A 21135-nucleotide genomic window follows, 5' to 3' on the forward strand; every position below is an offset into this window, starting at 1 on the left:
GCGGGCGGTCGGGCGGCGGGTGGAAAAAGCTACCTCGACGCGGTGGCGTCGAGCCGGCAACTCACAGGCTCTCCACGTCCAGCCCGCGCGTGTACCGCCGGGCCAGTCCGTACAGCCCGACGGCGACTGCGACGTACACGACGACCAGTACGTAGGTCGTCGTGGTCGCGCTGTCGACGGCCAGTTTCGCCACCGTCGTCGCGGGGTGTTCGGGCAGGAACACCGCGGAGGCGAACAGCGCGAGCACGCCGATGGAGTAGAGCAACTGCGCGCTCTTGCGCTCACCCATCACCAGTCCGAGCGTCACGCCGACCACGACGACGATGGCGGCCATCGCGCCGACGGTGACGAGCAAGAGCGGGACGTTCGAGACGGTGATGCCGTTGAACGAGAGCAGGACGATCCACATGAGCGCCTGCACGGGCGCGAGGACAGCCATGGCGGCGGCCTTGCCGTCGACGATGTCCACCAGATCGACGGGCGCGACCCGGAGCAGGTCGAGCGTGCCGCGTTCGATCTCCTCGGTGATCGCGTCGACGGCGACGGAGCCGCTGATGAACGGTGGGAGGAACAGCAAGAGGGGCAGGAGGATGGTGTACGTGAACCCGAAGTACGGGCTGGCCGACACCTCGCCGGGCAGGGGGACCGGCGGATCGTCGAGGAACGCCGCACGAATGTCGCGTTGCTGGCGTTCGAGGGTCTGGAGGACCTCTCGCAACTGGACGACGACCAGTGTCGTCCGGATGCTCCCCTCCGGTGCGGTGGCCTGGACGGAGATGCGGCTATCCGGCTGTCTCGTCGCGATCATCACCGCGTCGACCGCGCCGTTCTGGAACCCCTCGAAGGCGGTGGCGTTGCTCCGGTACTGGACCGCCTCCGCGCCCTCGGTGTCCTCGATGGCGCGCAAGAGACTCTCGTTTGCCTCGCCCGTGACACCGATGTCGACTTCGCCCTGGGCGCTTGCCCCGGGGTCGTACAGCGAGGTCAGCCCGACGACGAGGAACGACGAGAACGCCGCCACGAACAGCTGGATGAGCAGGGCGAGGACGATGGTCTTCTCCCGGGACAGCGAGGCCAGGTCGCGTCGCGCGATGGCGACGCGTGGATCAGAAACCACCGATACTCACCACCGTGTAGTTGTAGGCGAAGTGAATCGCCATGGCTACGACCACCGCCGCGAGGTAGGCGCGCCTGTTCCGGCTGGCTCCGACCGCCGAGATCGCGGCGGTGACGACGTGCAGGGCCAACGGTGCCAGCAGGAACCCGATGGCGATCGGAATCGACGGGACGCCCGTCGCCGTCCCGGTGGCGATCAGTCCCTCCACGACCTCGCTCGGCAGTCCGACGAGCTGGGCCAGCAGCATGATCTTCTCGCCGAGGAAAAAGCCGATCCCCGAGAACGCGCCGACGACCACGGCGGGCCAGAGGCCCGCCTCGAACCGGTCGTGGGCGTAGCCGGCGTAGACGTGTAGCGACTTGGCGAACTCCTCGACGACGACGACCACGACGAGCATCGTCGGGATCGACAGCGCGTCCGGGATGGCGAACAGCGCCGCGACGCCGACGAGTTCGGTGACGAACACGAACGGCAGGAGGATCGCGGTGACCGCCGCCACGGACCACTTGCCGTGGACCCGTGCTGCCAGCGCGTCGAGCGCCTTCAGCGGGATCGACCGCTGGGTGAACATATCCTCCTCGCGGTAGATGCCTGCCCCGAGCCCGAAGAATACCCCCGCGGTGAGCAGGGGCGGGACCAGGGAGAACGCGAACTCGCCGAGGCCGATGGCCTGGCCCTGCAGGTTGCGGACGACGATGGTCAGCGGCGAGATGAGCGCGACCGCGCCCACGTCGGTGAAGATCGCGGGCACGAAGGCGTAGGTCGTCAGCGACACCGTCACCGTCACCGTCACGAACGTCAACTCCTTGAACGACCGGGCGAACATCGCGCCCAGGAAGGTCGCCCCCAGGAAGAGCAGGGCGATGGGCGTGACGGCCAGCACCGAGATACCCACGGAGACGGGATCGACCGCCGGCAACTCCAGTGCGGCGGCGATCACCGCGGCGATACCGATGGCCCCAGTCAGGTACGGCAGCGTCTTCCCGCCGATGATGTCGAACCGCGAGACGGGCGCGACCAACAGGAGTTCGCCACGGCGGTTGAGCCGCTCCGAGACCATCGTGCTCCCGTAGGCCTGGATGATGAAGTTCAGCGGGAGGACGAACAGGAACGCGAGCACGAGCGACTGGAAGGGGAAGGGTGGCGAGATGTCCGCCGGCGTCCCGGAGGTGTTGCCGCCGGCGAGCTGGCCGGCGATACCGCCGACGCCGCCCGTGCCACCGGCCACGTCGTCGATGTTCTCCCCGCCACCGCCGCCGGCCGTCCCGTCGTTCCCGTTGCCGTCGGTCCCGCTGCCGTCGTCCGTTCCGGTACCGCCCTCGTCACCGCCGCCGCTACCGTCGCCATCACCGCCGTCGGTGCCGTCACCGGTTCCCTCGTCGTCGGCGGTCTGGTCTTGCCCGTCGCCCGTCGAGATGACCTCACGGACCTGCGTGCGCTCGGTGTAGCCCAGCGAGACGCGGACGGGGAACGCGGCCGACTGGTTCGATTCCTGGCGCATCTGACGGTTGTTGTACGCTCTGACCGACGAACGCAACTCCGTCTGTGCCGCTGCGGCTTTCGGCGTGGGTGCGGCGTCTATCGCCAGCCTGTCGATCCGCAGTTCGATCTCCTCGCCGAGGTCGGCCTGGGGATCCCTGACGGCGAACGTGGGGTCCTCGCGGACCACGTCGTAGTACGCACTCTCGTTCGTGATGCCGACGCGGTAGATGCCGCTGTCGACGGCCACGCCCGAGGTTGCCGCGTAGGGGGTGGCGATCCCAACGGCCAGCAGGGCCAGCGCACCGACGACGATGGTCCGGCGGTCGACACCGCCCGCGTTCTTGGTCACTTCCCAGCGCGCGATCCGCAGGAGCTTCCGGGGATTCACGTTGTGGCCCCCGACTCGGCCAGATCGAGGAACACCTCCTCGAGGCTGGACTCCTCGGTCCGAATGTCGACCACCGACCCGTCGGCGGCCTGGGCGTCGGCGCGAATCCGCTCGACGCCCTCCATGGAGTCGACGACGCTCCGATAGCGCCCGTTCTCCTGGACACTGCCGGGTACTTCGACGGTGGTGAAGACGTGATACTCTGTCTCGCCGTGTTCGGCTCGGAGGTCCTCGAGGGCCCCCTGTGCGACGACACGGCCCTCGTTCATGATGGCGATCCGGTCACAGATACTCTCGACGTGATAGAGGTTGTGCGCGCTGAACACGATGGTCTTGCCCTGCTCGGCCAGATCGCTGGTGAAGTCGATGACGTAGTTCGTAGTGAGGGGATCCAGGCCGCTGGCGGGTTCGTCGTAGATCAACACGTCGGGGTCGTTGATGAGCGACCGCGCGATGGCGACCTTCCGTTTCATCCCCTTGGACATATCGCCCAGCTGGCGGTCGCGGTGTTCGAGGTCGAGTTCGTCGAGCGTGTCGTGGATGCGCCGGTCGGCCACGCCGTCGGCCACGTCGTAGAGGTCGGCGAAAAAGTGCAGGTACGAGAGCGGCGTCATCTCCTCGTACAGCGGCGATTCTTCGGGTAGAAAGCCGAGCTTTCGGCGCATCTCGGTGGTCCCAGCGTCGTGGCCGGCGACAGACACGTCGCCCGCGGTCGGTTCCAGGAGGCCGGCCAGCATCTTCAGCGTCGTCGTCTTGCCGGCACCGTTCGGGCCGATGATCCCGTACACTTCGCCCGTATCCACCGAGAACGTACTTCCCTCGACGGCGGTGAACCCGCCGTACTCCTTGCGCAGGTCCCGGACCTCGATCATTCCTCTGGCCGTAAGCAAGCGGACACTGTATAACTTGGCACCCGATTATCAGTGGCTGGAAAGCGTTTTGCCCGTGGCGGCCTCCCATCCGGTATGCTCGGCCGTGAGTTCGGCGACGTGCGTGTCGGCATCGAGCGGACGCCCGATGGGCGACGGCTCTGTGTGAGCCGGGAGATCGACGCGCCCGCCGAAGTTCTGTGGGACTTCCTGACCGACACCGAACGCTGGCCGGCGTGGGGGCCGTCGGTCCGGGCCGTCGACTGCGACACCCGCCAGATCGCCGCCGGCACGACCGGCCGGGTCGAGACGGTCGGTGGGCTCTGGGTTCCGTTCGAGATCACGAGCTGTCGGGACGGGCGATGGACCTGGCGGGTGGCGAAAATTCCGGCGACCGGACACCGTGTGGAGGGCGACCGACCCTGTCGGGTCGTGTTCGAGATTCCGGTGCTGGCCGGCGGGTACGCGCCGGTGTGTGCGCGGGCCCTGCAGGACCTGGCACGGCTAGCCGAGGCGTAAACCGCAGAACTGCGAGTGAATTACTGTTTCGCGACGCGTGCGTTCGCTACCTGATGTATGTCCTCGCCGATACCCTCGCCGTCGCAGTCCTCGGTCGGGCAGCGATAGTGCCACCCGTCTGTCGTCGCCGACCGCTCTGTAAAGCGTTCGCCACAGTTGTCACAGAACAACTGGCCCTCGGAACACGTGTCTCGGTGGAGGTCGAGTTCGAGTTCCGTAGCGAACGTCCGCTTGCAGTTCCTGCAGGTGTGAGCCATACTAGACACAATTCGAATCGAACCTTATATCTGCACCGGAACGTTCATGCCGCCGGATTCGAGCGGAACGATCCGTTCCAATCCACAGGAGGCGTGGGGACGGCCCAGGCGAGGGTTCCCACAGGGTGATTCTCAGGCCGTTGAACGGGGGGACAACAGGACACTACGATACGGTATGCACTGCTTTACTGTCGACTCAGTGGTCGCTCCAGTCGATGCCGCCGATCTCGAACCGGGCACCGCCGGACGACTCGCTTCGGTCGTTCGCCGAGCCACCGCCTGCGCCGTTCGATCCGTCGGTGACCCGGAGCGTCCAGTCGTGGGCCTCGGCGATATCCTTCACGATCACCAGCCCGAGGCCAGTCCCTTCGTCGGACGTGGAGTAGCCCGAATCGAACACGTGGTCGCGCTCCGACTCGGGAATACCTGGGCCGTCGTCCTCGACGTAAAAGCCCGACACCCCGTGCCCGCCGTCGGCGACGCTTTCGGGATCACTGATCGGGCCGACGGTGACGCTGACAGTCTCGCCACCGTGTTCGACCGCGTTGCGGAAGAGGTTCTCGAGCAGTGACGCCAGCCTGGCGCTGTCGGCCGGGAGCGTCCCGAGGTCGCCGTCGAGGTGCAACGACGCCTCGTAGGTCTCGACGTTCTTCCAGGCGCGCCGGACCGCCGACTCCAGGTCGATGGGTTCGGTCTCGCCGACGGTCTGGCCGTCCCGGGCCAGCGTCAGGAGGTCGTCGATCATCCGCTCCATCCGGAGCGCGGACCGTTCGATGGCGTCGAGGTGTTCCTCGCCCGGGCGGTCGCGCGCGATGTCGACCCGCCCGAGGATGACGTTCAGTGGGTTCCGGAGGTCGTGGGAGACGACGCTGGCGAACCGGTCGAGCCGTTCGTTCTGCCGGCGCAACTGCTGTTCCCGTTCCTTCCGCTGGGAGATGTCCCGGACGACGCCGGCGGTCCCGCGGAACTCCCCGTCGGACACGAGCAGCGCCATGTTGTCCTCGCAGGTGAGGTGCGTGCCGTCCTTCCCGATCGCCTCCATCTCGAAGGTCGCTCGCGTCCGTTCCTCGCTCTCTAGCAGTTCCCCGATGAGCTCCCGGGCCGTCTCCACGTCCTGCTGGCGCATCACTTTGCCGACGAACTCGCCGAGCAGTTCCTCCTCCTCGTAACCGGTCACCGACAGCAAGGCGTCGTTGACGAACGTGATCTCACCCGTCTCGTCGAGCGTGTACACCGCGTCCCCGACGGCCTCGACGATGGTCTGGTACTGGACGAGTTCCTCCTCGCGGGCCAGGCGCTCGCTGATGTCCCGGGCGACGCCCGCGATGGCGTCGATCTCGCCGTCCTCGTCGGACAGCGGTGCACCCCGGAACTCGAAGGGGAGCAGTCGCCCGTCCTTGGTCCGGACTTCGGCCTCGATTACCGCGCTCCCGGTCGAGACGGCGTCCCGGACCTTCCGGACGGCCTCGTCGTAATACTCCTCGGGGAGCAGGTCGAACGCACGCATCTCGTCGAGTTCCTCGTCCGTGTAGCCGGTCACTGCACAGAGCTGGTCGTTCCAGCGCAGCAGGTCTCCCTCCAGCGAGAACACGAAGATCACGTCCTCGAGTGTGTCCAGAATCGTCTCGATGAACTCCTTTTTTTCGGCGAGTTCCCGCTCCTGTCGGCGGCGCTCGGTCACGTCCCGGACCGACCCCAGCACGGCCGCCTCACCGTCGTAGGTCGTCGTCTGGACGGAAAACTCCAGGTGGCGGATCTCGCCGTCGTTGCGAACCACTCTGGCCTCGTACGTGTTGGGTGCCGACTCGCCCGGGTCACGACGCCGCTCACCGACTTCTTTCACCCACTCGCGGTCGTCCGGGTGGAGCAGGTCCCAAATCTCCATCTCGTACAGCTGTTCGGGCTCGTAGCCGGTGATCTCCGCGATCCGCTCGTTGACGAACAGGAAACTGTCGTCCTGATAGATGTAGATGCCGTCGTGACTGCGCTCGACCAGCGTCCGGTACCGCTGTTCGCTCTCGCGCAGGGCCTGCTCGCTCTCGTAGGCGTCCACGCCGTCCTCGATCGCTGTGGCCAATCTGACCGCCGGGTCGTCGCCGTCACGCCTGACGTAGTCGGTCACGCCCGCACTGATGGCCTCGCTGGCCACCCGGTCGTCGGACTGCTCGGTGACCATGATGACCGGAAAGTTCGGGTACTCGGCTCGAATCTCCTCGATCAGCGTCACCCCGTCAGTGTCCGGAAGGCGATAGGTCGTGACGAGACAGTCGGCCGCAGCCACCTGCGAGCGGGCCTCGTCACCTGTCGCGACGGTCTCGACAGCGGCCGCTCCCGACGCGGAAACCAGGGACGCGGACCGATTCAACAATCGGCCGTCGATCCCGACGCCGACGACCGAGAGCGACGCCGCAGACGAGGCTGTCATTGTGCTTGGATTGCTAACGCAATTGTTTAATCTATCCCGTAAAACTATCGGAAGCTTCCTCGAACGGCCGGGAGCGCCGCCAGCCCGGCGGGTCCGGCGGGTGGGGCGGCAGACGTGACGGCTACAGGATGTTCTCGACGTGGTCGGCGACTTCCTCGGGCGTGTCACCGACGGGCGTGCCAGCGTTCTCCAGGGCGTCGATCTTCGACTGTGCGGTCCCGGTCCCGCTGCCGGAGACGATCGCACCGGCGTGGCCCATCCGCTTGCCCGGCGGGGCCGTCCGGCCGGCGATGAAGCCCACGACAGGCGTGTCCATGTTCGCACCGATGTACCGGGCGGCGTCTTCCTCGTCCTCGCCGCCGATTTCACCGCACATGACGACCGCGTGGGTGTCGGGATCGGCCTCGAACAGTTCGAGGGCGTCGATGAAGTCCGTCCCGATGATCGGGTCGCCGCCGATGCCGATGGCGGTGGTCTGGCCGAGGCCGCGCTCGGTCAGGTTGTCGACGACCTGGTAGGTCAGGGTGCCCGACCGGGAGACCAGGCCGACGTTGCCCGACGAGAAGATGTTGCCCGGCAGGATGCCGAGTTTGGCGACGCCAGGGGTGATGACGCCGGGGCAGTTCGGGCCCACGAGGTGGGTGTCGGTCTCCTGCAGTTTGCGGTAGACCCTGCTCATGTCCTGGGTCGGGATGCCCTCGGTGATGGCGACCACCAGATCGACCGGGGCGTCCAGCGCCTCGAAACAGGCGTCGGCCGCGAACGCGGGCGGCACGAACACGACGGCCGCGTTGGCGTCCTCCTCGCGGGCCGCGCGGTCGACGGTGTCGTAGACGGGCACGCCGGCGACCTCCTGGCCGCCCTTGCCCGGGACCGCACCGGCGACGACGTTCGTCCCGTACTCGAGCATCTGTTCGGTGTGGAACTTGCCTTCTCCGCCCGTGATGCCCTGCACCACGACGCGGGTGTCTTCGTCGACTAGTACACTCATTGTGAGTCCTCCTCAGCGTATTCGACCGCACGCTGGACGGCGTCTTCCAGCGTCTTCTCGACGGTCACGAGGTCCGTGTTCAGAATCTCCATGCCTTCCTCGGCGTTGGTCCCGGCGAGTCGGACGACGACCCGCTTGGGGATCTCGTCGAAGGCCTCCAGTGCCTCGTTGATCCCCTGGGCGACCTCGTCACCGCGCGTGATCCCGCCGAAGATGTTGAACACGACGGCGTCGACGTTCTCGTCGGAGAACACCATATCGAGGGCGTTCGTGACGCGTTCGGCCTTCGCACCGCCACCGATGTCGAGGAAGTTGGCGGGCTGGCCGCCGTAGTGGTCGACGAGGTCGAGCGTCGTCATCACGAGACCCGCGCCGTTGCCGATGATGCCGACGTTGCCGTCGAGGCGGACGTAGTCGAAGCCGTAGTCGTTGGCCTTGGCTTCGAGGTCGTCCTCGGCGGCCTCCTCCTGCATCTCGGCCAGTTCGGGCTGGCGGAACAGGGCGTCGCCGTCGATGTTCATGACCGCGTCGGCGGCGATGACCTCGTCGTCTGCGGTGACCATCAGGGGGTTGATCTCGGCGTCCGAGCCGTCTTTCGCCTCCCAGAGGTCGTACAGCGTCGTCAGAACGCTGGCCACGTCGTTCGCGACCGCTCGGTTGACCCCGGCGTCGAAGACGGCCTTGCGGGCCTGGTAGGGGTGCATCCCGAAGGCTGGGTCGACGTGTTCGCGGGCGATGGCGTCGGGGTCCTCGGCCGCGACTTCCTCGATGTTGACGCCGCCGCGTGTCGAGACCATGGCGACGGGCTTGCCCTCGCCGCGGTCCATCGTCACGCCGACGTACAACTCGTTGGTGAAGTCGACGGCCTCCTCGACCAGCACGCGGTCGACGTGGTAGCCTTTGAGGTCCATCCCGAGGATGTCCTCGGCGGCCTCGCGGGCCTCGTCGGCGTCGTCGACGAGCTTGATTCCGCCGGCTTTGCCGCGCCCGCCGACCTGTACCTGTGCCTTGATCGCGACCGGATAGCCGATGCTCTCGGCCGCGTCGACCGCCTCGTCGACGGTCTCGGCGAGTTCCGCGTCGGGGGTGGGGATACCCGCCTCCGCGAAGACCCGTTTTGCCTGGTACTCGTGGAGCTTCATTACCACCGTCAACAGCGCCCGCGACCCGCTTAAATCCACCCGGTCTCTGCCCGGTGTTCCCACGAACCGACATGTCTCACGTGCCGATCCGTCGAACGCTTCCCGTATTATCCAAAGTTATGTCCAGATTCAAACGTGATAATTTGAACCCAAAATTAAATACGAATAAACTCGTCGACCATGGTGTTGGCACGTAACAGTGCCACACCCCCATTCCCCACCCCCGTTTCCCACCCACTTTCCCCCGTTCGGTCGTCTCTCCCTGACCGAACGGCCTTTCGCTTGACTCCCGAGTGACAGGACTGGTCGGTTCGAGGGTTCGGTGTCAGAACTCGCCGGCAAGCCGTCGCTCTCGCATCGTCCGGTAGACGAGATAGCCGAGGCCGACGATGGCGGCCAAAAGCGTCAGGAGGATGACCACCCAGCTACCGAGGACGCTCAACCCACCGAGCAGTTCGGTGTATCGGTAGTCGAGGTTGAACAAGAGCAACAGGGCTCCCGCGCCTGCGATGCCGCCCCCGATGTCGAGGGGCTGTGGTCGCCGGAGATAGAGCGCACCCATGGCGGCGAGGACGACTCCGAGTCCGAACAGTCCCTGCGACCGGTTCGATTCGGTGCCCAGCCCCGGGCGGCTGAGCGTCCAGACGTAGAACTGCTCGTCGCCGCGCTCGATCCGGTAGACTTCGCCTTCGACCCGGACAGCCTGATCGGTCTGGACGAACGTGAACTCCGCCGGTCGGTTCTCGTTCCCACGGAAGGTGATCCGGCCGGAGTCGGCGGCCTGGGCGCGGTCGACGAGCGTCTGGGCCCGACTCGACAGATTCTCGTACGTGTAGTTGGCCGCGGCCGTCCCGTTGTACGAGTCAAGCACCCGCACCTCGTTCACTTCGTCCGGATTCGGGTAGAGATACAGCGGATTCGCGAGCAACAGCACCGCGATCACCAGTAGCCCCACCCCGAGAACCCGATGGTCGTCCATTCGTCCGGACACATTTCTGTCCCCGAACGTAAGCTTTTCGTGAGGTAAATCACCGGGCAGTGGCCCCGTACCGTCGATATCGTCGCTGCGGGAACCCACCACCTCCGGTGGGTGGTTTGGTGCCGACTGACGTACCGAAGGGTTTTTATATGCTCCTGCTTGTTCTATATAAGAACGATGGTTCGTCCGAGTCGCCAGCGGGAGCGCGAGCAGGACCGAGAGACCGAGAAAGAGACTGGGGACGACGAGGAGATGCAGAGTTGTCCCGAGTGCGAGTCAGCAAACCTGGTATCGAGCGCTGACGGGGGTGAAATCGTCTGTGAGGACTGCGGGCTGGTGATCGAAGAGGAGAACATCGACCGGGGTCCCGAGTGGCGCGCGTTCAACCACAGCGAGCGACAGAGCAAGTCCCGCGTGGGCGCGCCGACGACCCAGACGATGCACGACAAGGGGCTGACCACACAGATCGACTGGAAGGACAAAGACGCCTACGGGCAGTCGCTGTCCTCGGAGAAGCGGAGCCAGATGCACCGGCTCCGGAAGTGGCAGGAGCGCATCCGGACCAAAGACGCCGGCGAGCGCAACCTCCAGTTCGCGCTCAGCGAGATCGACCGGATGGCGTCCGCGCTTGGCGTCCCGCGTTCGGTCCGGGAGGTCGCCTCCGTCATCTATCGGCGGGCGCTCAACGAGGACCTGATCCGTGGCCGTTCCATCGAGGGCGTCGCCACGTCCTGTCTGTACGCCGCCTGTCGCCAGGAGGGCATCCCGCGCTCGCTGGAAGAAGTCTCGGACGTGTCACGGGTCGACCAGAAAGAGATCGGCCGGACCTACCGCTACGTCGCTCAGGAACTGTCCCTGAAGATGGAGCCGGTCGACCCCAAACAGTACGTCCCCCGCTTCGCCTCGGACCTGAACCTCAGCGAGGAGGTTCAGTCCAAGGCCAACGACATCATCGACGAGACAGCCGAGAAGGGCCTGCTCTCGGGCAAGTCCCCGACCGGCTACGCCGCCGCGGCCATCTACGCCGCCTCCCTGCTCTGTAACGAAAAAAAGACCCAGCGTGAAGTCGCCGACGTGGCCCAGGTGACCGAGGTCACCATCCGGAACCGCTACCAGGAACAGATCGAAGCCATCGGCGTCCGGTAAGACGCCGACTCTTTCTCAGTCCGCCGTCGAAACGTCTTCAGCGGCGGGTGCGGCGTCGTCGGACCCGACCAGCGACGAGACCGCGCGACCGTTGAGCGCGATCAGGCCGAATCCGATCTTCGCTACCACGTCGATGTACGTGACGACGAGCGCCTGCGTCTCCAGGTCCAGCAGGCCGAGACCGCTCTGGGCCAGCACCCAGATGACCGGATAGATCAGCCACAGCACCGCGATGAAGTTCAACAGGGTCCGGTGCGTGCCGGCCACGTCCTCGTTGCCCGTGCGAGCGGCGTCGGTGATCGGCCCGTACAGCAGGTAGAGTACGCGGACGAACGCCAGGCCACCGGCGGCGAACAGGATCCACTTCAGCGGTCCCTCGACGTACGCCCCGGCCAGGCCCAGCACGATGGTCAGGGCCTGCACGCCGGCGACCTCCCAGAGGTACCGGCCGGTGACGCCGACGAGCAGGGCCAGATACGCCACGTGCATCGGCGTGGTCAACAGCCAGTCGATGTACCGAACCACGTATACAGTGTGGCCGTCCATGGCCTGGAGCGTCCCGATCTCGGCGCTCAGAAGGGCGTAAGCCACTGCGGCCGTCACCCCGACGCCGATCAGCAGCCAGTCCTCGCGAGCGCGCTCGCCGGGCGCGCGCCACAGCGCGTATCCCATCGCGAGCGTCCCGCCGATCATTCCGAGCGTCCCGAGCGTGAACCAGGTTGTGATGTCCGTCATAGTCAGTCGTCAGTAGTCGCGGTCGTGTTCGACGACCCCGCGGCCGCATTGAGCGCTTCCGCCTCGAACCGGTCGAGGAGATTCGATAGCTCCTGTGCCCGCGCCTGCAGCGCTTCGGCGTTGTTCGCCACCTCGTCGATGGAGTCGGTCTGTTCGTCGGCCGCCTCGGCCACCGTGTTGGCCTCCGAGGAGGTCTGCTGGCTGATCGCCGTCAGGTGGTCGATGGTGCCCATCACCTCCTGGGCGGTCCGGGCCTGTTCGGCCGTCGCGTCGTCGATCTCCTGGATGCCCGTGTCGAGTTCCTCCGTGTACTCCACGATGGTCTCCAGGGCGTCGACGGCGTCCTCGACCGTCGCGACGCCGTCGGTGATCCGGTCCTGGGTCTGCTCCATCGTCTCGACGGTGTCGCCGGCCTGGCTCTGGACGCGGTCGATCCGCTGTTCGATGTCGTTGGCGGCGTCTTTGGTCTCCTCCGCCAGCTGTTTGACCTCGTCGGCGACGACGGCGAAGCCTTCGCCGGCCTCGCCCGCCCGCGCGGCCTCGATGGAGGCGTTCAACGCGAGCATATTCGTCTGCTCGACGATGTTCGTGATGACGCTCACGATGTCGCCGATCTCGGACAGTTCCTCGTCGAGGGCGTTCATCTCTTCGACCGTGCGGTCGGTCTCCTCCTCGATGGCGCTCATGCCCTGGATAGCCTCCTGGGCGGCCTCCCGGCCGGTCTCGCCGACTTCGGCGGCTTTCTGGGACGTGTCGGCGACCTCCTGGGCCGAGGAGGCGACTTCTTCGGCCGTCGCCGAGAGGTTCTCCATCTCGCCGGCGGCGTCCTGGAGCGAGTCGGACTGTTCGCTCGCGCCGTCGTAGATCTCCCGGATGGACTCCCGGACCTGCTGGCTGGCTTCCTCGACCGTCGTCGCGCTCTGGTCGACCTCCCGACTGGACTGGAGGACGTTCTCCGCGAACGCCTGCGTGTTGGCGACGGTCGCTTCGAGGTCCGTGATCGCCTCGTTGATCGCCGTGCCGATTTCGGCCATCGCCTCGTTCTCGGCGTCGGTGTCGGCCCGCGCCGTGAGGTCCCCGTCCGCGACGGCCCCGAGGACCGCTCCGTAGTCCTCGGCTTTCCGCTGGAGCTGATCGTTCAGTGCCTGTGCCTCCTCGCGCTCGCGTTCCGCCTCCTCGCGTGCCTGTTCGGCCTCCTTTTTGGCCGTCTCGGCCGCTTCTTTGGCGTCTTCGGTCTCCCGAATCTTCGAGCGCAGCGACCCGCGCATCCGGTCGAACGAGTCGTACAGCGTCCCGATCTCGTCGTCACGGACGGTGTTCAGGTCCACGTCGAGGTTCCCGTCCGCCATCGACTCGGCCCGGCCGGCCAGCCGGCGCAAAGAGATCGCCGTCCCGCTCCCGATGGTCACGCCGACGAGGCCGAGGTTGATGACGGCGAGCAGGATGAGCCCGATCAGGTCGGCGCTGATCTGATCGCCGAGCGCGTAGGCCTGCTGGGCGGGACTGTGGACCATCACGGTCCAGTCCTGGGCGGACATCCCGGCCATGCCCATCACGATAGTCTCACCGTGCAGGTCCCGCTCCATGAACTGCGTCTCGCCACTCCCGCCCTCGTGTTCGGTCATGATCATCGAGGTGTTCGGGTGAGCGACGTACCGGCCCTGGTCGTCGACGACGACGGTCGAGGTGTTGCCACGCGCCGCCGAGAGTGCCTCCGTCCGACTCGCCAAATCGGTCATATACACGAGCGCCTTGTCCTCGGCCCCCGGGACCGGCGTCACGACGGCCAGGATCGGATGGTCGGCGATGGGGACGCGGAAGGGTTCGGAGATGTACACGTCGGAGGGCCCGTCGAAGTTCGGTGGGTCGGTCGCGAACGGTGCGCCCTGATCGGCCGGGCTGACCCCGACGAACTGCTCGTTCGAGCTCGCCTCGAAGGTCATGCTCGACGTGTTCAGGTAGTGGACCGCCACCACGTCCTTGGGGACGCGGTCGTTCGCGACCCGCGACCGGAGCGCGTCGTTGATCGCCGCCCGATCGCCGGACGCGAAGACCGACAGTTCGGCCGTCGTCCGTACGTCACCTTTCACCGCACCCATCCACGTGTCCAGTTGCTGTGCGCGAGTTTCGGCGCTGGTCACGAGCTGGTCTTGTACGTCCTCCTGGAGCGTCGCCTGCGCCTGGGCGTTGATCACGGCACCCGAAACGACCACGACGAGAATGGCTAGCGCCAGTGCGAACCCGAGCCGTCTCGTGTATCGCTTGCTGACGAACGCCGGGAGGAGTGAATCCCGATCCGCTGTCATTGACTAAACACTCGACTGTCCTCTAGTAAGGCTTCCTCCGCGGTTCTCAGACCTGATAACTCCTGTGGCCGTCCGGCCGCGATTCGGTTTCGATAGCTGACCCGATAGGCGCCTCGTCGGCGGGAATCAGCAAAACAGTCATGACGGATGGTGCCAAAGCCACGACAGGTCAGGACGATTCCATGGCAGAGCCAGGTGAGAACGCGTCGGCGGAGATCGGCGCCGCTGTCCGGGCGGTGCTGGCGGATCCAGCCGGAGAGCGGGCCCAGATTCCGACGCTGTTGGCCGCGCTGGACGCGGGCGACCAGGAGTCGCGGCTCTCGGCTGCGTGGGCGCTGACACTGGTGGCGACCGCGAACCCGGATCTCGTCGAGGCCATCGCCAGGCGGCTCGCGGATCGGCTGGTCGCCGACACCCGCCAGCTGGAGACCCGGCACACCCTGGGCTATCTCCGGGGGCGCTACCCCGACCGGGTCGACGGTGTCCTCGAAGACCTGGCCGAGGAAGCCGACGAACGCGACCGCCGTCGTCGCTATCTGGAGCTCTCACAGGGGTTCGCCCGGAGCGACTACGTCGGGCAGCCCGAACGGAACCGGGACGTGGGCCGGACGCAGACGCCTGCCGAAGCTGGATCGCCCGGCCCCCAGCGCGTCTACCGCGAGGAAGGGGAGGCCGTCGCCGGCCCGCCCGAGGACACCCGGGGCGACGACGCACGAGACCGGCTAGCCGACGAACCGGACGGGACGGCAACCGACGCCGAGGACGGTGAGACAGCTGACGAGGCTGTCGAAGCGGATGTCGAAGACACGGACGCGCCCCGGTCACCGGCCGCCCAGCGCCGGGAACAGGCGGCCGAGCTGGCGGCGGTGGCAGACACCGTCGGCCTCGATCGGATCGCCGCGAACAGCCGGTTCGACGAGCTACAGGTCGTTTCACGCGGGATCGATGGCCGTTTCGCGACCGTCTACCGGACGCGGGCGACCGTCGACGGGTCCGAAGACGGCGTCGCACTGGGCCTGTTCGACCCGCCCGAAGACGGGGCCGGGTTCGAGGCCAGCGTAGCGAACCAACTCGAAAACTGGGCGGCCGTCTCCGACCACGACGGGGTTGCGACTCTCTACGACTGGGGTACCGATCCCTCGCTGTGGATGGCGGCGGCGTTCACCGCGGAGTCGCTATACGACCGGCTCGATCTCTCCCTCGACGAAGCGATCTGGAGCGGACGCAGGGTCGCCGAGGCGGTCGCTGCCATCCACCAGCGCGGCGTCGTCCACGCCGGCATCGATCCTTACAGTGTGGTCTATACAGGCACGACCATCGCGAACCGACAGCGGCCACTGGTTTCGAACGTCGGTCTGCTGACTGCGATGCGGATGTACGTCGACCCCGCGTCGCTGCTCGACCCTCGCTTCGCCGCTCCCGAATATTTCGACCGCGCGTACGGCGCCGTGGACCACGCCACCGACATCTACCAGCTCGGGGCTGTGATCTACTACCTCGTCACCGGCCGGCCGCCGTTCCAGGGCACCTACGGCGAGGTACGAACCGGCGTCCTCGAGTCGACACCGCCGCTGCCCTCGGAGATCAACCCCGAGATCCCGGCGTGGCTCGACGACGTGTTGGGGACGGCGATGGCCAAACAGAAGCTCACGCGCTACGAGACGGCGACCCAGATCGCCCGGGAACTCGAACGGAGGGCGGTGGAGTGACCGTCCCGCTCCAGACCTCGGTGTTCGGCCAGGACGCCGGCCTCGCGTTCGTCTTTTTCATCGCCTTCTCCCTGATGTTCGTGCTCGGCGTCCGGTTCGGACTCTACGCGTACCTCAACGGCGAACGTACCGAGATCGAGGCCCAATCGACGCTGTGGAACTACCTGTTGCTGGTCGGATTGACCGCCGCGCTGTACGGCGCGCTCGGCGTCGTCGAAGCTGCGACGGCCGTCACCACCGCCGACGCGGTCCTGACTACCCCGTACCGCGACGGCGTGTTGCTCGCCTTCCTGCTCACGCTCGCGCTGACGATGCGGGAGATCAACACCAACGAGGCGCTGGCCGACGCCGGCCGGACCGCCGAGGACCAACCGGCCACCCGCCGGTCCGTCGAGGTCGGCTTCGGGGTGTTGGTAACGACGAGTCTGTTCCTGTCCGGGATCTTCGGCCCGACGGACGTGCTGACCGCCGTCGAGGGCGTTGCCGCACTCGTCGTCGCCGGCTACGGCCTGACCTACGGCCGGCGACAGTTGACCCGGTCCGCGGTCCGGGGCACCCTGCTCGATTCACTCCTGCGCCACCTGCTCCCCGTCGTCGCGTTCGCGTTGCTCGTGCTAGTGGTCGACCTCACCCTGCTGGTCGGACTCACCGTCGGCGTCGTCCGGCACATTCAGGTCGTGTTCGTCATCATGACCGCGACGACGCTGATGACCGCGACAATCAAACTCCGGCAGAACGTGGCGGGCCTCTGAGAGTTCGTTCGACCACGACCGGCGATAGATTTATGTCTGTGTCACACTGAAAGCGAACTACTGGCACAGATTTCTGTGCCACCCCCACCATCCCCCCACCCTTCTTTCCGTTCGACGCCGGTAGCGGCCGCTTTCTGGTCGCTTCGTGTCCCGCTTCGCACCGAGCAGTCGCGGCTCAGTCGTCACAGACGGCGGGCCGGTCGACGATGACGCCGTCGACGCCGACCTCGGCGAGTGCCGCGGTGTCGTGGCGCGACGGGACAGTCCAGGCGTTGACATCGAGTCCTGCCTCGTGGGCGCGGTCGACGAACTCGTCGACACAGAGTTGCCAGTGTGGATGGATCGCTTCACAGCCCAGGTCGCGGGCCACGTTGAGCATCCCCTGCTCGTCGCCCTCGGCGGCGAGGAAGGCCAGTCGATCCGCACCCGCCTCGCTCGCGGCCTCGAGAACGTCGGCGGAGAACGCCGAGACGAGAACGTCGATCCCGGCGTCGTCGGCCGCGTCCAGCGCGTCTGCCGCGACACCGTCCTCCTTGAGGTCGAAGACGAGTTCGACACCCCCGGGTATGGACTCGAGGAGCGACGGGAGCGTCGGGACGCCTTCGCCTGATTCGAGGACGTCGAGAGCGGTCAGTTCGTCGGCGGACAACTCCGCGACCCGGCCGGTCCCGTCGGTCACCCGCTCGACGGTCTCGTCGTGGATCACGACGAGTTCGCCCGACCCACACCGGCGCACGTCGATCTCGATAACGTCCGTGTGTTCGGCTGCCGACCGGACAGCTGTGACTGTGTTCTCCGGGTTGACCTCGGCGAATCCCCTGTGGGCAATACAGCGCACGCCCCCCGCTGGGAGGGGCACGGAGAAAGAGTTTTCCCCCTATCAGAAACCGCGCTGTCGCGCCCTGCACCGGCATCCCCGTCGGTCACTCGTGGTTTTTTGCCGCTCGGGACGGTACGGCGTATCATGCCAGTCGAGTTCGACTTCAGCGGCGAGACCGCACTGGTGTCGGGTGCAGGGGGTGCGCTCGGCAGCGCGGTGATCGAGGCGTTTCACGAGGCCGGCGCGGACGTCTGCGGTGCCGACATCGTCGGTCCGGACAGTGAGGACTTCCTCGCCGACCCTGACCCCGTCTGTCACCATCAGGCCGACTTCAGCGCCGAGGCCGAGGTCGCAGAAACCATCGAGACCGTCGCCGCGGAGAACGGCGGGCTCGATTACCTCTGTAACGTCGCGGGTACGTGGCGCGGCGGCACGCCCATCGAAGAGACCGAGGCCGAGGACTTCGACTTCCTGTTCGACGTGAACCTGAAGACGATGTTCCTGGCCTCGAAACACGCACTCCCCCACCTCCAGGACAGCGAGGGGGCCATCGTCTCGGTCTCCTCGCGGTCCTCGCTGGAAGGCGGCGAGGGCGACGGAATCTACCGCGCCAGCAAGGCCGGTGTGCGCCTGCTGACCGAGACCATCGCCGAGGAGAATCGCGGGGCCGTCCGGGCCAACGCGGTGATGCCCAGCGTCATCGACACGCCGATGAACCGGGAGATGATGCCCGACGCCGACCACGACGAGTGGGTCGACCCGGCCGACATTGCCCAGACCGTGCTGGCGCTGTGTTCGGAGGCCACGAGCGTCACGAGCGGCGCGGCGGTTCCGGTGTACGGGGAGGCGTGAATCCGGCCCTATCGCTCGTCAGCGCGTTCCCGCAGCGTCTCGAACAGCGGTTCGACCAGCCGGTCGCCGAGTGCCGAGAGTTCGTAGAACCGGGAGCCGTCCCGGGTCCGTTTCCGAACGAGCGCGGTCTCTTCGAGGGTGTCGAGGTGGTGGTAGAGGTCACGCTGTTTCCGGCCCGTCAACTCGGCCAGTTCGCCGGAGCTGAGCCCGTCTTCCTCGGCCAGCAGGTACAGGATGGGGAACCGGACCTCGCTGGCGACAGCCGCCAGCCGACCGAGTTCGCGGTCGAAGTCCAGCACGTCCCCCAGAAGCTCCGTCTCGACGCGCTCACGGGCCTGCGACCGCTGGCCGTCCGCCTGTGTCTCTTTGGTCCGTTCGCTCATATCCGTCACTTGCCGGGCGACCGAGTTAAGTCTTAACCCGAATTAAGACAATAGAATTAAATGAGTGCGCGGCGGCCGGGACCACCGGGCTTCATTTCCGTGGCCGTTCCGGGTGAGAACGTGACCGGACTCACGGAACACGACGGACGGTCGGTGGAGTCGATCATCCGTGAGTCCGTCCCGGGTGCGGCCGACGGGACGAAACTCGTGTTCGTGATGGGTCCCTATCGGTTGCTCGACCCCGGCTATCTCTACGAGGACCGGACGTTCTCGGACCTGCCGCCGGACCCGCTGGCACCCCACGATCACGGGCACGCCGACGTGGACCCGGACGACATCGAAGCCACGCTCCGGGGTCTCTGTTCCGAACTCTCGGAGGTGCCGGGTGTGACGGCGTTTCTCGCTACCGACGTGACGATCCCGACGGTGCGAGAAGTCGAGGAAGAGGGAGCCCAGGGTCCGGCAATGCCGGTGATCGACCAGTCGGTCGCCTTCGCGGCCGCCAGCGATGCCAGCGCCTTCGTCTTCACGAAGGCCGGATTGACGACCGGCGCGGGGGCCGAGGCCGGGGCCATCCCGGAGTCCTTCGGCCTCCGTGACGACGATCCGTCGCGGCCGCCCGAACTCTGTCGGATCTTCGCCGAGGCGAAACGAGAGGAGCGCGACGGACAAACCTACCTCGAACCGCAGTTCGCCTCCGCCTCCATCGACGAGATGGACGAAGCCTACGACGTACCCATCGCACACTTCGCCGACCGCGACGAACTTCTCGACAAACTGATTGGATTCGTCGAGGGCGACGTGTTCGAGATAGTCTGAGGAACTGTCGGTATCTGGAATCTCTCCCGCAATTTTTTTGCGGCCGCCTCGCAACGCCCGGGTTATGGTAGAACGAGCCACCTGGAAGACGAGACTCGGGTTCATCTTCGCAGCCATCGGGAGCGCGGTCGGTCTGGGCAACATCTGGCGATTCCCCTTCCAGACCGCGGAGTTCGGTGGCGCGGCCTTTCTGTTCGTGTATCTCGTCGCGGTCGTCCTCATCGGCATCCCGGCCATTCTGGCCGAATTCGTGATCGGGCGGCGGGCACAGCTCAACGCCATCGACGCGTTCGAGAAGCTAGGACATCCCTCCTGGAAAGTCGTCGGCGCACTCGGCGTGTTCACCGGGTTCTGGGTGCTGTCCTATTACAGCGTCATCGGCGGCTGGGTAATGCGCTACATCGTCGGCAGCCTCTCTGGTGCGTACTTCGGTGATCCGGCGACCTACTTCGGGACGGTCTCGACCGGCCTGCCGGCGCTGGCGGCCCACGGCCTGTTCATGCTCGTCGCGGTCAGCATCGTCGCCTTCGGCGTCGAGGAGGGCATCGAACGCGCGACGACGGTAATGGTGCCGGCCATCCTCGTCTTGCTCGTCGGCATCGCCGTCTACGCCGTGACGCTCCCGGGTGCCAGCGAGGGGTACGCCTACTTCCTCTCGCCGGATCTGGGCGCTATCACGGACAACCTCGCGTCCGTCATCCCGGCCGCGGTCGGACAGGCGCTGTTCTCCCTGTCGCTCGGGTTCAGCGTCATGATCACCTACGCCTCCTACGTCGGCGAGGACGAGAACCTCGGCGTCGACGGGCTCTCCATCGCGGGCTTCAACACCGGCATCGGTGTCCTCGCTGGCCTGGTCGCCTTCCCACTGCTGTTCGCACAGGGCGTCAGTCCCGATACGGCGGGTCCAGGCGCGGTGTTCGTCTCGATCCCGACGGCGCTCGCGAAGCTGCCCGTCGGTGGTATCCTCGGCCTCGTGTTCTTCCTCATCGTGCTGATCGCCGCGCTGTCGAGTGCGATCAGTCTGCTGGAAGTGCTGGTCTCGTACATGGTGGACAACTACGGCTACGCGCGCAAGCGCCTGGCGACCATCGCCGGGTCCGTCATCTTCCTGCTCGGTGTTCCCTCGGCACTGGACACGGCGTGGCTGGGCTGGTTCGACGGCGTCGCGGTCAACCTGTTCCTGCCGCTGGTCGTCTTCCTCGTCGTCGTGTTCGTCGGCTGGATACTCGCCGACGAGGCTGTCGCGGAGATCCGTGAGGGGACCCGCGGCGGCGAGTCCCTCGCGGTCGCCTGGCTCTGGTCGGTCCGCACCATCGTGTTGCTCGGCGTCGGCCTGTCGCTGGCACTCGGCGTGTACGAACTCTACACGCCCGAGAGCGCGTACATTCTGCCGCCGGGATTGCGACCCTGGTTGCTGGAACGAGTTCCCTGGCCCCTGCTCTGA

General features: G+C 66.5%; 19 protein-coding genes. 7 read left to right on the forward strand and 12 right to left on the reverse strand.

The window, feature by feature from the left end; all coding sequences use genetic code 11:
- Nucleotides 1–61: 61 nt before the first annotated feature.
- The 3 genes from BMX17_RS07220 to BMX17_RS07230 are packed head-to-tail and all read right to left on the reverse strand — an operon-like array spanning nt 62 to nt 3859.
- On the reverse strand, nt 62–1117 hold the full coding sequence (locus BMX17_RS07220) for an ABC transporter permease (RefSeq protein ID WP_244514947.1): 1056 nt from the start codon (nt 1115–1117) through the stop codon (nt 62–64).
- Complete coding sequence (locus BMX17_RS07225; RefSeq protein WP_092658815.1) at nt 1107–2987, reverse strand: PrsW family intramembrane metalloprotease; 1881 nt, start codon at nt 2985–2987, stop codon at nt 1107–1109. Before BMX17_RS07225 ends, BMX17_RS07220 begins: the two co-directional genes overlap by 11 nt.
- Nucleotides 2984–3859 (reverse strand): ABC transporter ATP-binding protein, encoded by an 876-nt coding sequence (locus BMX17_RS07230; RefSeq protein WP_092658816.1) that lies wholly within the window; start codon nt 3857–3859, stop codon nt 2984–2986. Before BMX17_RS07230 ends, BMX17_RS07225 begins: the two co-directional genes overlap by 4 nt.
- Before the next feature lie 93 nt (nt 3860–3952).
- Between BMX17_RS07230 and BMX17_RS07235 the strand changes: the two genes are divergently transcribed.
- Entirely contained in the window at nt 3953–4375 is a 423-nt protein-coding gene (locus BMX17_RS07235) for an SRPBCC family protein (protein WP_092658817.1), read from the forward strand.
- A 20-nt stretch (nt 4376–4395) separates the two neighbouring features.
- On the opposite strand, the gene BMX17_RS07240 is transcribed toward BMX17_RS07235, so the two are convergent.
- The 5 genes from BMX17_RS07240 to BMX17_RS07260 form a co-directional block, all read right to left on the reverse strand.
- Nucleotides 4396–4632, reverse strand: a complete 237-nt coding sequence (locus BMX17_RS07240; RefSeq protein WP_092658818.1) for an HVO_2901 family zinc finger protein — start codon at nt 4630–4632, stop codon at nt 4396–4398.
- Nucleotides 4633–4828: 196 nt separating this feature from the next.
- Nucleotides 4829–7057, reverse strand: a complete 2229-nt coding sequence (locus tag BMX17_RS07245) for a PAS domain S-box protein (protein ID WP_092658819.1) — start codon at nt 7055–7057, stop codon at nt 4829–4831.
- Between the two features lie 121 nt (nt 7058–7178).
- Nucleotides 7179–8048, reverse strand: coding sequence for a succinate--CoA ligase subunit alpha (gene sucD / locus BMX17_RS07250; RefSeq protein ID WP_092658820.1), 870 nt, complete (start codon nt 8046–8048; stop codon nt 7179–7181).
- Entirely contained in the window at nt 8045–9190 is a 1146-nt protein-coding gene (gene sucC, locus BMX17_RS07255) for an ADP-forming succinate--CoA ligase subunit beta (RefSeq protein ID WP_092658821.1), read from the reverse strand. Before sucC ends, sucD begins: the two co-directional genes overlap by 4 nt.
- A 325-nt stretch (nt 9191–9515) precedes the next feature.
- On the reverse strand, nt 9516–10169 hold the full coding sequence (locus tag BMX17_RS07260; protein ID WP_092658822.1) for a DUF7979 domain-containing protein: 654 nt from the start codon (nt 10167–10169) through the stop codon (nt 9516–9518).
- Between the two features lie 177 nt (nt 10170–10346).
- Between BMX17_RS07260 and BMX17_RS07265 the strand changes: the two genes are divergently transcribed.
- On the forward strand, nt 10347–11315 hold the full coding sequence (locus BMX17_RS07265) for a transcription initiation factor IIB (protein WP_092658823.1): 969 nt from the start codon (nt 10347–10349) through the stop codon (nt 11313–11315).
- A 15-nt stretch (nt 11316–11330) separates the two neighbouring features.
- Here BMX17_RS07265 and BMX17_RS07270 read toward each other — a convergent pair whose 3' ends face one another.
- Entirely contained in the window at nt 11331–12050 is a 720-nt protein-coding gene (locus BMX17_RS07270) for a bacteriorhodopsin (protein WP_092658824.1), read from the reverse strand.
- Between the two features lie 2 nt (nt 12051–12052).
- Entirely contained in the window at nt 12053–14356 is a 2304-nt protein-coding gene (locus BMX17_RS07275; protein ID WP_092658825.1) for a methyl-accepting chemotaxis protein, read from the reverse strand.
- Nucleotides 14357–14538: 182 nt separating this feature from the next.
- Between BMX17_RS07275 and BMX17_RS07280 the strand changes: the two genes are divergently transcribed.
- A complete protein-coding gene (locus tag BMX17_RS07280) occupies nt 14539–16065 on the forward strand; it encodes a protein kinase domain-containing protein (protein ID WP_170845355.1) in 1527 nt (508 codons plus the stop codon).
- The gene (locus BMX17_RS07285) at nt 16062–16817 is read left to right on the forward strand and encodes a hypothetical protein (protein ID WP_092658827.1); all 756 of its coding nucleotides are present in this window, start codon (nt 16062–16064) and stop codon (nt 16815–16817) included. Before BMX17_RS07280 ends, BMX17_RS07285 begins: the two co-directional genes overlap by 4 nt.
- 175 nt (nt 16818–16992) lie before the next feature.
- Here the strand turns inward: BMX17_RS07285 and BMX17_RS07290 are convergent, their stop codons facing one another.
- Nucleotides 16993–17655 (reverse strand): glycerophosphodiester phosphodiesterase, encoded by a 663-nt coding sequence (locus tag BMX17_RS07290; RefSeq protein ID WP_092658828.1) that lies wholly within the window; start codon nt 17653–17655, stop codon nt 16993–16995.
- A 126-nt stretch (nt 17656–17781) separates the two neighbouring features.
- On the opposite strand from BMX17_RS07290, the gene BMX17_RS07295 reads away from it, so the two are divergent.
- Nucleotides 17782–18489, forward strand: coding sequence for an SDR family oxidoreductase (locus BMX17_RS07295; RefSeq protein ID WP_092658829.1), 708 nt, complete (start codon nt 17782–17784; stop codon nt 18487–18489).
- An 8-nt stretch (nt 18490–18497) separates the two neighbouring features.
- On the opposite strand, the gene BMX17_RS07300 is transcribed toward BMX17_RS07295, so the two are convergent.
- Nucleotides 18498–18872: a winged helix-turn-helix domain-containing protein gene (locus tag BMX17_RS07300; RefSeq protein ID WP_092658830.1), complete on the reverse strand. Its 375-nt coding sequence runs from the start codon at nt 18870–18872 to the stop codon at nt 18498–18500.
- 60 nt (nt 18873–18932) lie between these two features.
- Here BMX17_RS07300 and BMX17_RS07305 point away from each other — a divergent pair, with 60 nt between their 5' ends.
- Together BMX17_RS07305 and BMX17_RS07310 are read left to right on the forward strand one after the other, a co-directional pair.
- The gene (locus BMX17_RS07305) at nt 18933–19691 is read left to right on the forward strand and encodes a DUF7509 family protein (protein ID WP_211611300.1); all 759 of its coding nucleotides are present in this window, start codon (nt 18933–18935) and stop codon (nt 19689–19691) included.
- A gap of 64 nt (nt 19692–19755) precedes the next feature.
- Nucleotides 19756–21135, forward strand: a complete 1380-nt coding sequence (locus BMX17_RS07310; protein WP_092658831.1) for a sodium-dependent transporter — start codon at nt 19756–19758, stop codon at nt 21133–21135.

Origin of the sequence: Halorientalis persicus, assembly GCF_900110215.1 — an archaeon.
GTDB lineage: Archaea > Halobacteriota > Halobacteria > Halobacteriales > Haloarculaceae > Halorientalis > Halorientalis persica.